The 15842-nt window shown below is 41.1% G+C and carries 10 protein-coding genes; 6 read left to right on the plus strand and 4 right to left on the minus strand.

The annotated features are described in order from the left end of the window. Nucleotides 1-184 precede the first annotated feature (184 nt). Complete coding sequence (locus RMY32_RS07505) at nt 185-1750, plus strand: metallophosphoesterase (RefSeq protein ID WP_322711141.1); 1566 nt, start codon at nt 185-187, stop codon at nt 1748-1750. 88 nt (nt 1751-1838) lie between these two features. Here RMY32_RS07505 and RMY32_RS07510 read toward each other — a convergent pair whose 3' ends face one another. The 4 genes from RMY32_RS07510 to RMY32_RS07525 form a co-directional block, all read right to left on the minus strand. Next, nucleotides 1839-2246, minus strand: coding sequence for a hypothetical protein (locus RMY32_RS07510; protein ID WP_322711142.1), 408 nt, complete (start codon nt 2244-2246; stop codon nt 1839-1841). A gap of 344 nt (nt 2247-2590) precedes the next feature. Continuing rightward, entirely contained in the window at nt 2591-3025 is a 435-nt protein-coding gene (locus tag RMY32_RS07515) for a CAAD domain-containing protein (RefSeq protein ID WP_322691797.1), read from the minus strand. A gap of 190 nt (nt 3026-3215) precedes the next feature. Beyond that, entirely contained in the window at nt 3216-3677 is a 462-nt protein-coding gene (locus tag RMY32_RS07520; RefSeq protein WP_292741746.1) for a BON domain-containing protein, read from the minus strand. Nucleotides 3678-3819: 142 nt separating this feature from the next. After that, a complete protein-coding gene (locus RMY32_RS07525; protein ID WP_322711143.1) occupies nt 3820-5100 on the minus strand; it encodes a general stress protein in 1281 nt (426 codons plus the stop codon). 556 nt (nt 5101-5656) lie between these two features. Here RMY32_RS07525 and RMY32_RS07530 point away from each other — a divergent pair. The 5 genes from RMY32_RS07530 (at nt 5657) to ilvD (ending at nt 15840) form a co-directional block, all read left to right on the plus strand. Beyond that, on the plus strand, nt 5657-8779 hold the full coding sequence (locus RMY32_RS07530; protein ID WP_322711145.1) for an MFS transporter: 3123 nt from the start codon (nt 5657-5659) through the stop codon (nt 8777-8779). A gap of 726 nt (nt 8780-9505) precedes the next feature. Continuing rightward, nucleotides 9506-9898 (plus strand): calcium-binding protein, encoded by a 393-nt coding sequence (locus RMY32_RS07535; RefSeq protein ID WP_322711146.1) that lies wholly within the window; start codon nt 9506-9508, stop codon nt 9896-9898. Nucleotides 9899-10814: 916 nt separating this feature from the next. Further along, nucleotides 10815-11513 carry a calcium-binding protein gene (locus RMY32_RS07540; protein WP_322711147.1) on the plus strand — a complete coding sequence of 233 codons (699 nt, stop codon included), beginning with the start codon at nt 10815-10817 and terminating at the stop codon, nt 11511-11513. A 1540-nt stretch (nt 11514-13053) separates the two neighbouring features. Next, nucleotides 13054-13692, plus strand: coding sequence for a calcium-binding protein (locus tag RMY32_RS07545; RefSeq protein ID WP_322711148.1), 639 nt, complete (start codon nt 13054-13056; stop codon nt 13690-13692). A gap of 462 nt (nt 13693-14154) precedes the next feature. Continuing rightward, on the plus strand, nt 14155-15840 hold the full coding sequence (gene ilvD / locus RMY32_RS07550; RefSeq protein WP_322704108.1) for a dihydroxy-acid dehydratase: 1686 nt from the start codon (nt 14155-14157) through the stop codon (nt 15838-15840). Nucleotides 15841-15842: the final 2 nt, after the last annotated feature.

Genomic DNA, 15842 nt, shown 5'->3' on the forward strand with positions numbered 1-15842 from the left:
TGGGCATGGGGCATGGGGCATGGGGCATGGGGCATGGGGCATGGGGAAAAGACAAGGTAGACCAGAAAAAGGGAAAGACTTGTTCAATAATTCCCCCTTGTCTCCTCTGCTCCCCTGCTCCCCTGCTCCCTTACCCCTCTGCTCTCCCTGCTCCCCTTCAATTGAAAACTCAGGAGAGGTTGCATTGAAACTTGTATCTGACCCAGCGATCGCTAAGAAAATTCGGAAAATGAATCAGCGGGTACGGTGGCAAGATCCGTTAATTGTGGAACGGGACATTGACCAAACTCGGCTGGTTTTGGAAGATGGTCAAACAGACAATTCTGAGTTCTCATTTTTAGTTGTCGGTGATAGTGGTTCCGGCAGGCACCGGGGACACAATCCCCAGCGACAAGTAGCTGAACTTATGCTGCCCCATCACCACGAATCCCGTTTTATGTTGCATACGGGAGATGTGATTTATTTAGTAGGATCGAGTGAATACTACCAGCAAAACTTCATTCAGCCTTACCGAGAGTTTATCTTCGGCACAGAGTATCGCAAACGGATTGCTTACGACCAGATGGTTTTTAAGCTGCCCATTTTACCAGTGCCGGGAAATCACGATTACTATAACTTGCCGATTTTATTGAGCTTGGCATCCCTAACAACATTACCCATTCGCCAGCTGTTGCGATCGCGGTTAGACCTAGATGTGGGTTTACATGGCTCAAGATGCGGTGACGCTTACGCAAAGGCATTTCTCGACTATCTAAAGGCGTTTCAGCTTCCAGGAGAGTTAGCCAGCCACTTAGATCGGTATTACACAGCCAAGACAGATACAGGTCGTTGTCTTTCCTATCAACCTGGGCACTTCACCCGCCTTCCTAATCGCTATTACACGTTTCGTTACGGCGGTATTGATTTCTTTGCTTTAGATTCTAATACCTTTAACGATCCACCACCGCTACCGAAAACAAAAAAAGGTAACGCCGATCGCAAACTCTTAGAAAAACGCCGTGAAGATTTAGAGCAAGAAAAACTGCAAATTATTGAAACCTCAGCCAAACTTCGACCGGAAGACCCCAGTGAAGCAGATCAGTTAGATGATTTTCATGCCAAGATGTCACAAATTGAAGAAATTATTGTTGATATCGATAAGCAACTAGCCACTAATAAAACAACGCTGACTGACACTGAACAACTGGATTGGCTCAAGCAAAGATTAATTGAATCTTGGAATAATTCTGAAGTTCGAGGAAGGATAATTTATTTCCATCATCCTCCTTATGTAACTGAGGCGACGAAGTGGCAACAAGCACAAACTCTAATTGTTCGCGATCGCCTGCGTGGGGTACTGGATGCGGTAGCTAAAGAAATCGGTTCCTTAAATCAGGGTCGTCCTTTGGTAGATTTAGTAATAAATGGTCACGCACACTGCTTGGAACACTTAGAAACAATGGATACGGGACACGCTGATTCTCATATCCACTGGATTGTTTGTGGCGGTAGTGGGTTTAGTTTGCGGCGCCAGCGAATTGAGGGAGCAGATTTGATGGAGGAGAATAGATTAGTGGCGCGATCGCATCTGTTCATCGGTCGCAACGGTCAAGGTTCTCAGAAGCGACGACCTTATTCAGGTTTACGTATTGATGTTAAAGGCGATAAACAGCCCAAGTTTATTGTCCGTCCTTTGGTTGCCGAATGGTATCAGCGGCAATGGCATAATCGCGAACTTGAGCCGCTGATTATCGAACCAGACACAATCTAAAAAAAATTAGAGACGCAATTATTGCGTCTCTAGAAAACACCTATTTAGCCTTCTTACGTGTAATTGCACCCAGCAAAAGAGTTGTGAATTAAATTATTCCTGGGCCTCTACCGCGGCTGTCACCTTTATCTGTCAACTTGCCTTCCTCATCCTGATTAACTTCTCCAAGTTCTTCGATACGTTGTTCCTTATCTTCTGCCGCTTGCTGGCGTGCATCACCCGGTTCTTCGTAATACATTTCCGGTTCAATTGCATAGTTATTAGACAAACCTTCATTATCTACGGTATAGCCGTCAGTGGTACGTATACTTTCGGAATCGGTTTGATCGTCAGTAGGTGCTTCTGCTTCCCGTTCTTCCGTGGGAGTTTTTTTGAACTTATCTTTTTCTCTTTCCATTCTAGCGGCGGTTTCAGCAGGGATAATGCCGCGATCGTAATTATTGACTTCCGCTCTATCAGATGAATCTGTATCTCTCTTAACTGCTTCATTAGCCATAATTTATGTCCTCGTTAAAGAATCTATTAAATAACTTCAGAAACTAGATTAGGCTGTTTCTGATCTCCAAGCTACTATCTTGAGAAGTGACTTAAATTTAAAAATAATGTTATATTCTCTATCTTTTGATGTATCTAAAACACTAAGGTTGAGTCCGGTTAAATACTGTGAATTAACATCTCTTGGTAGAACAAGAGTTTTAGTTGAAGCCAACTTAACATAAAAAGGGCAATTAGAAACTGCAACTATACAAGGCTTTACCCAAGCCGACAGAACCGGACGAGAGTTTGCGTAGCTGCAAATTCTATTTGCCCGTGTAAACTCTTGTTTAATGGACAAAAAATTTACTCGCCCACGAATTGGTTTTTCAGTGATTGAATTTCATCGGCTAATTCTTGGCGAGTTGAAGCCTTCAGTAGATAACGGAAAACAAACCAACTGGTGTAACTAATTCCAACTAACTCAAAAAGTGGTGATAGTAGGGGAATATCATTGATTGCAGCTAGTACCGTCAGTACTACTCTAGCTGTAATAATCGCTGCCAAAATTAAAGCAACGCTTATTAGAGGCTGCTTATAGTCCCGAAAAAAGTCACTTAAGTATTGGGGCAGTTGCTCTAAAAATTGAGAAATTTGTCTGCTAATTTGCTGCCATTGAGATTCAGGTTCGGATGCTGGGGGTAACTTTGGCAAGTTTGCAGTATCAGTACCTTCAAGTGCTAGCGTACCTTGTGATAAGGAAGCATCGATCGATTCACGTTGCTGTTGTTCGGTTTCCATAGTTTTTATGTTTGGTAACTACAAGACTTTGTATAACTGAACTGAGCATCAATAAAAAATATAGTTATTAAGGTTGTCAGTTGTCAATGATTAGTGGTCAGTTAAACTTATTACTGACCACTCAGGTTTAGCAGGAGCAATTAAATCGGTTTATCACTACCTGCTCGCTTGGATTTATTAGTTAGTTGCCTTAGTTAGTTACTTTGGCAACAGTTGCTTTCACAACTACACTATTCACACCTTTAATTTCCTTAGCTAATTTTTCAATTTTAGCCAATTCTTGCTGATTGGTGACAGTTCCAGCCACGGTAACAACACCACCGTCTGCGGCATTAACTGTTAGTTGACTCTTGGGGATATTAGCCTCTAATTTGGAGCGAACTTCACTTTCTAAGTCAGCTTTAGCTCTTTTTGTATCGCCACCAGTGGTATTATTGCGCTGTTCGCGAGCGCGAATATCTTCATTGAGTTGTCTTCTACGAACTTCACTTTGCGCGTCTTTTTGAGAAGCTTCTGTGGTTTTTGCAGTTGGTGTTTGGGGAGCCTCATTAGGATTGTTGGGTGCAGATTCACTTGTTTTAGAAGCGTTATCACAAGCAGCAACACCAAACACTAAAAGGCAACTAATTACGAAGGGGGTTAGCTTTTTCATTGGTTTAATTCTGAATCAGAAAGTGAAATCTATTGATATTTACGGCCAAAGTGAGGAGCAAGTTTTGATAGTCAGGAGCAAAGTTTTTAAATTATTGCTCCTGCAATTTTGTCTAATTAGTGTGAGTGAAAACTACTTTAAGTTAAAGTACTTCATCACGACGATCGACAATAACTACAGCAGGATCGTTTCTATGAGGCTCTGTTGAGTAATTGGGGCGAATCGGATCGACTACTGCTGCGTCATCATGCGTTACTCGGTCGGAACCTGGGCGATAGTCACTAATCTCAGTGGCATCATAGATTGCAAATTCTTCAATACCTCGACGCTTAAGAATTGCTTCAGCTTGGTGGATTTCAGCTTCTGTACCATCGAGAATTACTAAATAGTCACCTCTTTGAAAGCGATCGCTATAGACTCGCGCCCTGTCTTCAGGAATTCCCAAACCAACGAGTGCGCCGACAATACTACCGGCTGCTGCACCGATCGCGCCACCAGCTAATGTTGTCGCCAAAGCTGTTGCAACTGCGCCACCAGCAATTACAGGCCCGATTCCAGGAATTGCTAAAGTTCCAAGTCCAACTAATAAGCCGGTCAAGCCGCCTAGAACACCGCCTGTAGCAGCCCCAGCTTTTGCACCATCGTCTGCTTTATTACCTGTATCAACGTTTCTATCTACATCTACACCACCGATTCCATGACCGGTTGTATCTTTGGCAATGATGGAGACTTGATTCAAGGAAAAACCTGCATCTCGTAATTCTGTAATTGCTGCTTCTGCATCTCGACGATGAGAAAATACCCCGATCGCACGTTTGGAAACACCACTATAACCCGCAGTTGCACCCGGAGTCACATAACCAGTGGCTGGATTTGTCGCATCTGGGTGGTCGTAAATGCCAAACTCTTCCACACCCTGATGATTTAAAATTGATTCTGCTCTAAGTATTTCTGAATCTGTACCATCAATAATGACTAAATAGTGTCCTCGTCTAACACGTTCGTCGTAAACTCTTGCTCGTTCTTCAGGAATTCCTAAACCAATTAATGCACCAAGTAAACTACCAGCTACTGCACCAATACCAGCGCCAGCGAGAGTTGTAGCTAGGGTAGTTGCTGCGGCTCCAGCCAACATGATTGGCCCGATTCCAGGAATTGCTAAAGTACCAAGACCGACTAATAAGCCAGTCAATCCGCCCAAAGCACCGCCTGTAGCTGCTCCAACTTTAGCACCTTCGTCAGATTGATCGCCAACGCGATCGCTCACATCCGCACCAGCAATATCGTCTCTGTCACCATCTTGGGTAATGACAGAAACTCTGTTCATGTCAAAGCCAACTTTTTTTAATTCATGTAAGGCGTGTTCAACATCTCGACGATGAGAAAATACACCTACAGCACGTTTATGTACACCGACTACCATTATTCTTTCTCCTCAGCAAACAAAAATCAATTATTTACTAATTCATAGCTCGTAGTAACCATTATTTATACATGTTTCTATTTAGTTTTCATCAATCGCTTGGAAGAATTTTTATCTCTATCATTAGATATAGGTAGTTTTATCTAAAGAAACTTTAGTAAAAAAATCAAATATAAATAAAATATAAGTTTTTTTATAAAGGTTAATATTATTAATGATTTACTTCTTAGTCTTGCTACAAATTGAGACAAAAAACATTTTTGAAAGTTTGGTATTGTAAGTTACTCTTTTGGAATCGGACGCATAAGTAAATATATTTTTGTAAACTTTACTTTTATATATAAAACAAAGTGAAATTTTTAGAAACCTTTTAACAGAGCAAAAAGTACATTTTGTTGGATAAAGATAAGCATTTATTTTTGTCAATACGACTTTTGATAAAAAAAACTATTACTTATGAAAGTAGCATTTTATATTAATGATAATTAAGCTGAAAAAGAATCAATCCATTTTAGAAATAAATGGGTATTTAGTTGAGTAAAAGTGAGAAAGTCTTATGTTTCCAGGTGTTCTAACTATTTTGGGATGGAATTGGCTAACTTTTGGATTAGCACCAGTAACTTTAGCTCAAGAAGTACTAACTCCAGAAGAAGCATCAGTTGTTTTTTCTGGCCCTAAATTATTGGTAGCACTGCTAGCTGGGGTTTTGATGGCATTTGCCTTTCAATTATTATTGACAAACTTTTCAGTAGCTGTCGGAATTTCATCTTGGGAAATTGATGCAGATTCTGATGATGAATCTGAAGGTTTGGGTAAGACAATTCGTAAAAGTCAAGCTAAAGTTGGTACTTGGGCGTTAATAACCGTTAGCATCGCATTATTTATTGCTTGTTTTTTAGCAGTAAAACTTAGCCTAATCGAAAGCGCATTTTTAGGAGCAATTATTGGTGTAGTCATTTGGTCTACCTATTTTTCACTAGTAATTTGGTTAGGTTCATCAGCAGTAGGTTCTTTAATTGGTTCTATATCTAATACTGTTACTTCTGGTTTTCAAACTTTGATGGGCACGGCAACTGCTGGCATCGGTGCTAATACTGCAAAAAAACAGTTAGTTTCTACTGCTGAAGATATTACAGCCGTAGTCCGGCGGGAATTAACTTCAGGTTTTGATTCTGAAGGTATTAAAAATACTCTCCAAAGTACTTTAGGTTCTCTGCAATTGCCAAAGCTGGATATCAAAGAAATCCGCAGTCAATTTGACCAACTTCTTAAAGATACAGATTTGCAATCTGTTGCTAATAGCGACCTATTGCAAAACGTTAATCGCCAAACATTTGTTGATTTAATCAGTAGCCGTAGCGATTTATCTCAAGAAGATATCAATAGCATTACCGATCAATTTGAAGGTGCATGGCAACAAGCTTTAAATCGCAAAAATCCCACCGAACAAGTAATTAATTTACTCAAGTCTGCTACACCTGAAGAACTTAATTCCGATCGGTTAAGCGAACGGCTGCAAGAATTGGTTACAATCGGAGGCGGTAATGGCAATGGTATAATCAAGCAAGCTATTAAGTACGGCTTAAGTGCAGCTGCGCCAGCAGTTTTGGAACGGGTAAACCTTTCTAATATCGATGTGAACAAAATTACAACTCAGTTGCAAAAACTGAAAGAAAAAGTTCAAGATGTCGATGTCGAGCAAGTCACAGAACAATTTAAAAAGTTTAAAGATGAAGCAACTGAGCAAGTATCTGCAAAATTACCCATATCATTAGAAAACGCAATTAAGGCAGATGTAGAAGACTACATATTGCATTCGTTCCCTTGGCACTTCAATCGAATTACCTTAATAGATGAATTTAAAGAAGTCATCTATGACGTAAATGCAGATCCAACAACTGTGAGACGAGAGTTGGAAGAAATCAATCAAGAATATTTCAGCAACTTGTTGAAGCAGCGAAGTGATATTAGCGAAGCTAGGGTGAAAGAAATTTCCGAACAAATGGAAAGCGATCGCCTGGAAGTTTTAGAAACTGTCAAACAGGCTCAAAGTCGCGAAAAAGGGCAAGATTTCCGCAGCCGCATCGAAGATTATCTGCGTTCCACTGGTAAAGATGAACTCAATCCCGAAGGTATTGAACGGGACTTTGGCAAATTGCTAGACGATCCACAAGCTGGATTTGAAGATTTAAGTAGCCGCTTCGGTCAATTTGACCGCGATACTTTTGTACAATTGCTTCAACAGCGTCAAGATATCAGCGAAGAGGAAGCTAATAATATTGTTAGTCAACTCGAACGCAACCGCGATAATCTCTTGAATCGTGCTATAGAATTGCAAGAACAAGCAAAAGCAAAAGCCGATGAACTGCGCCAAAGAGTTGAAGACTATCTGCGAAATACTAATAAAGATGAACTCAATCCCGAAGCGATCAAACGCGAGTTTAAAGTTTTACTAGACGATCCGCAAGCTGGAATTAGCCTTTTACGATCGCGCCTATCGCAATTTGACCGCGATACTTTAGTACAATTGCTCAGTCAGCGTCAAGATTTGAGCGAAGAACAGATAAATCAAACTCTCGATCAGCTTGAAGCAGTCCGAGATAGTATTTTGCAAGTACCGCAACAAGCGAAAGAACAGTACGAAAAAACTACAAAAGCGATCGCCGAATATCTCCGCAATACCAACTTGGAAGAACTTAATCCCGAAGGTATCAAAGCCGATTTGGAAAAATTACTTGACGATCCTCAAGCTGGAGCCTTAGCACTGCGCGATCGTTTGTCTAATGTCGATCGAGAAACCTTAGTAAAACTCGTGAGTCAACGCGGCGACTTGAGCCAAGAGCAAGTTAATCAAATCATTGATCGCGCTCAAGATGCTATTGGTGATATCCTGAGAGCGCCACGACGTTTAGCAAAGCGCACCACTCAACAAGCTTTAGATTTTGAAGCCAATCTCGAAGAATATCTGCGTAATACCAACAAAGAAGAACTCAATCCCGAAGGAATCAAACGCGATTTACAATTGCTGCTGTCTTCTCCCCGCGCTGGACTTGGGAGTTTAAGCGATCGCGCCGCGAAATTTGATCGTTCGACAATTGTGGCGCTATTATCCCAACGTGAGGATATCTCAGAAGAGGAAGCTAACCGAATTGTCGATCAAATTGATTCTGTTCGCAGCTCGATTGTCGAACAATTCCAGCAGATTCAGCAAAGAGTGCAATCAGTGCTAGACGGAGTTTTTGCCAAAGTTCGCAACTATCTCAACTCCCTGAATCTTCCTGAACTCAACTATGAAGGTATTAAGCAAGACTTTGCAAAAGTCTTCGACGATCCCCAAGCCGGATTTGAAGCATTGCGCGATCGCCTCAGTGAATTCGATCGTGACACCTTAGTTGCTGTATTGAGTTCTCGTGAAGATATTTCCGAAGCGGATGCTAACGGCATAATTAACCAAATAGAATCGGCGCGAGATAGCGTATTGCATCGAGCCGAACGCATTCAGAAAGAAACTAAAAAACGCCTGAAAGCGATTCAAGAGCAAGCTAAAAAGCAAGCCGAAGAAACCAAGAAAACCGTTGCCAATGCTGCATGGTGGATATTTGGCACAGCAATTACTTCTCTTTGTGCCAGTGCGATTGCGGGTGCGATCGCTGTAACTGGCATAACTCTACCTGGATAAATAAAATATCTGCATCATCAGGAATTTTGAGAAATCCAAAGTGGCATTCAGTCTTTATAAATGAATGCCACTTTTTTATAAATAAAAAAGTACCGTGAATCAATACTTTTCGGGGAAAGGGGAAAGGGAAAAGGTTTGAATTTACCTTTCCCCCAAACCCAGTAACCTTTCTCCCAGACCAAAAAAGAGATTGTTGGGTTGATCCGCAAAGTATTGACCGTGATATGAAGTCCCGTTAATTACTTATGATTACCGCATCTGTGCAAAAATCGGAAAAGCCTTTTTCCCCATGAATGATATATCGAAAAACTCTATCTGAAAAAATATTTTATATTTCGTTATCGCAAGAGTAACAAAAAAGAGTTAATTATTATTTCTTAAAGATAGAAAAATTAAGCTTGAAGTAGTATCGTACTCTGTATTATTCTGAATCCAGTAATAACGTCCTAAAACCTATGCAATTGCGTAGGAAATGATCTGCTTATTTGCTGGCAGATTGCTTCTAGAAACTGTGAATTCATCAGGACAAGGACATAAGATGACTCTTGGCACAATCTCTTTTGATGCCAATATCATCAATAGATCCAGTGTTTCTCAAATCTTTAGACTTAACAGCAAAGACCTAATTAGAACAGGTCTAATTTGTTATATCTTCCTACTCGTTATTTCTCCGCTGGGGAAGTGACAAAGTAATTTTTTACCCTCTAAATTCAGGATAAATTCACTATGCCAACCATTAACGGTACTAATCGCCCTGACACTCTTGGTAATCCTTCTTCTAGTCTTCCTTATCTCATTAATGGATTTGATGGTAACGATACGATTAGGGGCGGATTTAGCAACGATACGATTAATGGTGGTTCTGGCGACGATACGATTAACGGCGCAAGGGGCAACGATAGCCTTCTTGGCGGATCTGGTGACGATACAATTGACGGTGGAGCGGGCAACGATACGATTGACGGCGGTGATGGTAACAATATGATTTATGGAGGATTTGACGGTAACGATACGATTAGAGTTGGTTCTGGCAATGATAGGAATCAAAGCGGTGATGGCAACGATACGATTAACGCTGGTGATGGCAACAATCGGATTGACGGCCAATCTGTCGGCTGAGTTTGAAATTCGGCTTGTAAGAGCGCCACAACTAGTGGAAAGCGACATTATCCTTTAATTTAATATTATCTGCCTTGAAAATAAGGCAGAATGCAGAATTTTGATAATTCAATAGTTGGAAATAGAGATAAGTTTAGCTTGCCTCTCTGATAGTTTATAGTTATTAAATTGCGCCGCGTATATATCAGAAAATTAGGTAATACAATCGCTACTGTTGCAATGATGCCACTTAATGAAAAAATGTCAGAGAATTTGAGAAGGCAAGTTGTGACGCAAGGGATGTAGCGATTGCGCTGGTTAACAAGGTTTTTAAGTGTATTGGCAATTATTTCCTTATATATAACTAGATCAATCATCGAATAAATCTCAAAAAGCAAAACCAACCCTATCTGAACAAAGGTTTCAGATTTTGTTTTCGCGAGAGGAATAAAAAAGGGATAATTACTCTTTCTTATAGATAGAAAAAACTAGGCTTGAAAGTAATAGTATAGTGTTGTAATTGTGGATAAAATCAAAACGCTCTAAAAGTTATGCGCTTCTGTAGGAGTAAATCAGCTTGTTTCATATCATCCTACTATTGCAAACAGTAAAGATATAAGGACATGACATTACTCTTGGCATAATTTGGATGCCAAGATCATCAATACATCTAGTGCTTGTCAAATCTTCAAACTTAACACCAAAGACTTGTTCCAATCAGGTGTGGTTTAATTGTCTATTTCCACTCGTTATTTTTTTGCTTTGTCTTCTCGGCATTGCTGAATGAAAGTGGTAAATTTAAAAATTTAATATTTGAAACTGTTTCCTTTACACCTTTGGGGGAAACCAAATTCATACTCTTAATCAGCAACACCGTTTTCTGATTGGAAAGTGACGAGGTTATTTTTTACCCTCTAAGTTCAGGAGAAACTTACTAATGGCAATTATCGAAGGTAGCATTTTTAATGACAACAATACCATCAACGGTTCCCCACTAATCTTTCGTCCTGTCCTCAATGGGGGTGCTGGCAGCGATATCCTTAACGGCAATGCCGGCAACGATATCTTAAATGGGGGTGCTGGCAGCGATATCCTTAACGGCAATGTCGGTGACGATAGTCTAAATGGCGATGCTGGTAGCGATATCCTTAACGGTAATGCTGGCAGCGATACCCTTAACGGTAATGCTGGCAGTGATATCCTTAATGGTAATGCTGGCAGCGATCTCCTCACTGGCGGTGCTGGCAACGATACCTTAAATGGGGGTGCTGGCAGCGATATTCTTACTGGCGGTGCTGGGACTGATTCTCTTACTGGCGGTGCTGGCAACGATATTTTCGATTTCAATTCAGTTTCAGATAGTCCTACTGGTTTGTCACGAGATGTTATCGCTGACTTCGTTGGAAACGGTATCTTTGCAGGCGATCAAATCGATCTATCTACCATTGATGCTAACTCCAGTGTAGCGGGCAACCAAGCCTTTATTTTCATCGGTGCTGGCGCATTCTCAGCAGCCCGTCAGGTTCGTTATTCAGGAGGTGTTCTTCAAGCTAACATTGATGGGGATCTGTCACCTGAGTTTGAGATTGGATTGACAGCAGCACCATCATTAGTGGCAAGCGACATCATCCTCTAATCTAATCTAACGTGAGTTCGACAGACCTCTCCCGGACAGCCTCCCTCTTTTAAAAAGCTAACGCGTAGCGTCTGGGTAAGAAGAGGGAGGAAAACGAGAAAAGAAAAGTTTTTGCTCCCCTCTCCTGATAGGAGAGGGGCTGGGGGAGAGGTCAAAATAGCACTCGTCGAACTCACGTTAATCTAATAGACCTAACTTGAAAATAAGGCAGGAGGCAGGAGGAAAAGACATTTTCATTGTTCCTTGTAAGCGCAGCTTATAAAGTCTCTTGCAAAAGCGCTAAACACCCTACTTCTAAGAGCAAGCGTTTAGGAGTAGGGTTTTTATTTATGATTTATGCAAACAGTCTAATATTGAAGAATAATTTAGGTGCAAAGCCAAACCTACTCCAACTGTGAGAAAATGCAGTAGGCTTTAAGCTGTCAACAATGATATCGCTATAATCAAGCACAGTTAAATACTCACAAAGTTGCTCATATCAACTGTACCTAACAGAAGCACATGTAAAAAATAGCAAATGACCAATGCTGCGTATGTATGAGAAAATCTGTTAATACAATCAATCGCAAAACTTGTGATGATGCCACAATAGCCAAATTGTAACGTTAGGGGTGCAGCGATGCCTACGACGGCCTATTCAGCGTCGCACTGGTCTAACAAGAGAATGGCACTAAGTTAAAATACAGCCCCAATTAGATCCTGGAAGGCTCCGTCTCTAATGGCTTTAGCAGAGGCAGCAGCCCTATCGAAATACATTTCCAGTCTTCAGACTGGGAACGATTTCAAGTTACACAAATCTTTAGGCTTTTCTTCGTGTCATGTGTCTCACAAAGCTTTTAACTTATTGGCAATTATTTGTTATCAATTTACACAAATCTTTAGATTTTTCTTTGTGTCATGTGTTTCACAAAGCTTTTAACTTATTGGCAATTATTTGTTATATATAACTACAGAAACCACTAAACAAATATCAATATGCTCTCACCAACTCTACCTGGACAAAGGTTTTCTATTTTATTCTGATCGGAGAATAAAATAGTTAATTATTCTTTTTTATAATAAAAAAGTTTGCTGAAGTGTAATTCCATATATTGTTATTATAAATACAGTACTAATGTTATCAAATATATATAATTACGTAGAAAAAAATATCTTATTTCTGAGTATTTTCCAACTGAAACAACTGAAAATATAAGGTACAAAGGCATCAGATGATTTTTGGTACAAATTTGATATAAATATCATCAAATACATCTAGCACTTCTTAAATATTCTCAAATACTCTCAAATATTCAAACTTAATAGTAAAGGACTGTTCCAATCAGGTTTGTTCAACAATATACTCCAATTCTTGATATTTTGACTTGGTTTTGTCGGCATGGCTGAATGAAAGTATGGAATTCCCAAATTCCATGTTTTAAATTGTTTGCTTTATGCATTTGAAGGAAATCAAATTCATACTCTTAATCAGCAATGCCGTTTTATAATGGAAAAGTAAAGAGGTAATTTTTTTTCCTCTAAGTTTAGGAGAAACTCATCAATGGCAACTTCAATATCAATCTCCTCCGGTAGCGGCAGTGTTAGCGCCAGCTCTAGTAGTTATAGCAGTAGCGGTGGCAGTAGCGGTAGCAGTAGCAGTAGTAGCAATAATGGTCAGAGCGATGTCATTAATACTAGTGGTGGCAACAGTACCCTTATAGGTGGTAGTGGCAAGAGTATCCTTAACGCTGGTGGTGGCAATGATAGCCTCTTTGGTAACGCTGGCAATGATATTCTTAACGGTGGTGCTGGCAACGATACCCTCAATGGCGGTACTGGGGATGATGTCCTGACTGGCGGTAGTGGAAAGGATATTCTCACTGGAGGATCGGGTAATGATGTTTTCAAGTACAACTCAATTTCTGATACTCCACTTTCAGGACGCGACATAATCACTGACTTTCGTGGAAATGGGGGCTTGCCAGGCGATCGCATCGATCTATTTAATATTGATGCCAACTCCACTATTGGGGGCAACCAAGCTTTCACTTTCATTGGAAGTGCCCAATTCTCTGGACCCGGCCAAATCCGTTATTCAGGAGGTATTATCGAAGGTAGCACTGATGGGGATCGGTCGGCTGAGTTTCAAATTCGGCTTATAGGAGCACCACAAGTAGTGTCAAGTGACTTCATTCTTTAATTTAATATTCCTGCCTTGAAAATAAGGCAGGAGGCAGAAGGTAGAAGGCATTAGAGAATGAAAATATCTCTTTCTTAGTCCTCAATCCCTAGTCACTATTTTCAAGGCAGATATAATTTTGAAGAAGAACTCTAGTGCAAAGTTAGAGTGTCTCCATCTGTGCACCGGAATCAATATCAATATACTAAGCTTATAAATGTGGAAAGTCAGAGCCTCACCTTGGGGCAATGACTTTTTTTCATATTTAAATTCGTGTCTTTCCGGCACTCTAGATGCTATACACATAAGAATCATCCCTATTTAACACAAACGCTTAGATGAAGATTTATTCTAATTAGGGCTGACCAAAAGACACGGTGAAACATAGAGAATTACTCATATTCGATCGCACCGCCCAGGCATGAGAAAATCATCAGGTAATACAATCGCAACAGTTGCGATGATGGCACGGAAGGAAAAAAGATGTCGGAGAATTTGAAAAGCCAAGTTGTAACGCAAGGAGTGCAGCGATCGCCTAATCGAGCTATGCTGCGTGCAGTTGGTTTTAAAGATGAAGATTTCAATAAAGCTATTGTGGGCATTGCCAACGGCTACAGTACGATCACTCCCTGTAACATGGGGATAAATCAACTGGCACAAAGGGCAGAAGTTGGGATTAAAACCGCCGGAGCAATGCCGCAAGTGTTCGGTACGATTACCATTAGCGATGGGATTTCGATGGGAACAGAAGGGATGAAATATTCCTTAGTATCGCGGGAAGTGATTGCCGATTCCATTGAAACCGCCTGTACCGGACAAAGTATGGATGGTGTGCTAGCCATTGGCGGTTGTGATAAAAATATGCCAGGGGCAATGCTAGCGATTGCTCGGATGAATATCCCTGCAATATTCGTTTACGGTGGTACAATTAAACCCGGTCACTACAACGGACGCGATTTAACTGTTGTCAGTTCTTTTGAAGCTGTTGGTCAATACAGTGCTGGAAAAATTGACGAAAAGGAATTATTAGAGGTTGAAGGTCGAGCTTGTCCTGGTGCTGGTTCCTGTGGAGGAATGTTCACAGCTAACACCATGTCTTCAGCATTTGAAGCGCTGGGGATGAGTTTACCCTATTCTTCAACAATGGCGGCAGAAGATGCCGAAAAAGCCGACAGCACCGAAAAATCAGCATTTGTGTTAGTCGAAGCGATTCGCAAACAAATCTTACCTCGGCAAATTATCACTCGCAAATCTATAGAGAATGCTATCTCTGTGATTATGGCAGTCGGTGGTTCGACCAATGCAGTACTGCACTTTTTGGCGATCGCCCGCGCCGCTAATGTGGAGTTAACTATAGACGACTTTGAAACTATCCGCGCTCGCGTTCCCGTTTTGTGCGATCTAAAACCAAGCGGTAAATATGTCGCTACAGATTTGCACAAAGCTGGTGGTATTCCACAAGTCATGAAGATGTTACTTGTGCATGATTTATTACACGGTGATAGTCTCACCATTAGCGGTCAAACCATTGCAGAGATATTAGCAGACATCCCAGAAGAACCATCCGCCAATCAAGATGTGATTCGGACTTGGGATAACCCGATGTATCCTCAAGGACATTTAGCCATCCTCAGAGGTAACTTGGCAACGGAAGGAGCTGTCGCCAAAATTACTGGGGTGAAAAAACCAATAATTACCGGGCCTGCACGGGTGTTTGAGTCGGAAGAAGCCTCTTTAGATGCAATTTTGGCGGGTAAAATTCAAGCTGGTGATATTCTAGTCATCCGCTACGAAGGGCCTAAAGGCGGCCCTGGAATGCGGGAAATGTTGGCTCCCACTTCGGCAATTATCGGGGCTGGTTTGGGTGATGCTGTAGGATTAATTACCGACGGACGCTTTTCTGGCGGTACTTACGGCATGGTGGTTGGTCATGTTGCACCAGAAGCAGCAGTTGGTGGTGCGATCGCTCTTGTAGAAGAAGGCGATAGTATTACTATTGATGCACCCGCTCGTTTGTTGCAATTGAACGTATCTGAAGAAGAACTGGCCCGTCGTCGTGCCAACTGGCAACCTCCGGCTCCGCGTTACACTAAAGGCGTACTAGCGAAATATGCCAAATTGGTGTCTTCTAGCAGTATTGGTGCTGTGACAGATTTGGACTTGTTTTAGTT

This window comes from Nostoc sp. ChiSLP03a, assembly GCF_034531215.2.
Classification (GTDB): Bacteria; Cyanobacteriota; Cyanobacteriia; order Cyanobacteriales; family Nostocaceae; genus Nostoc.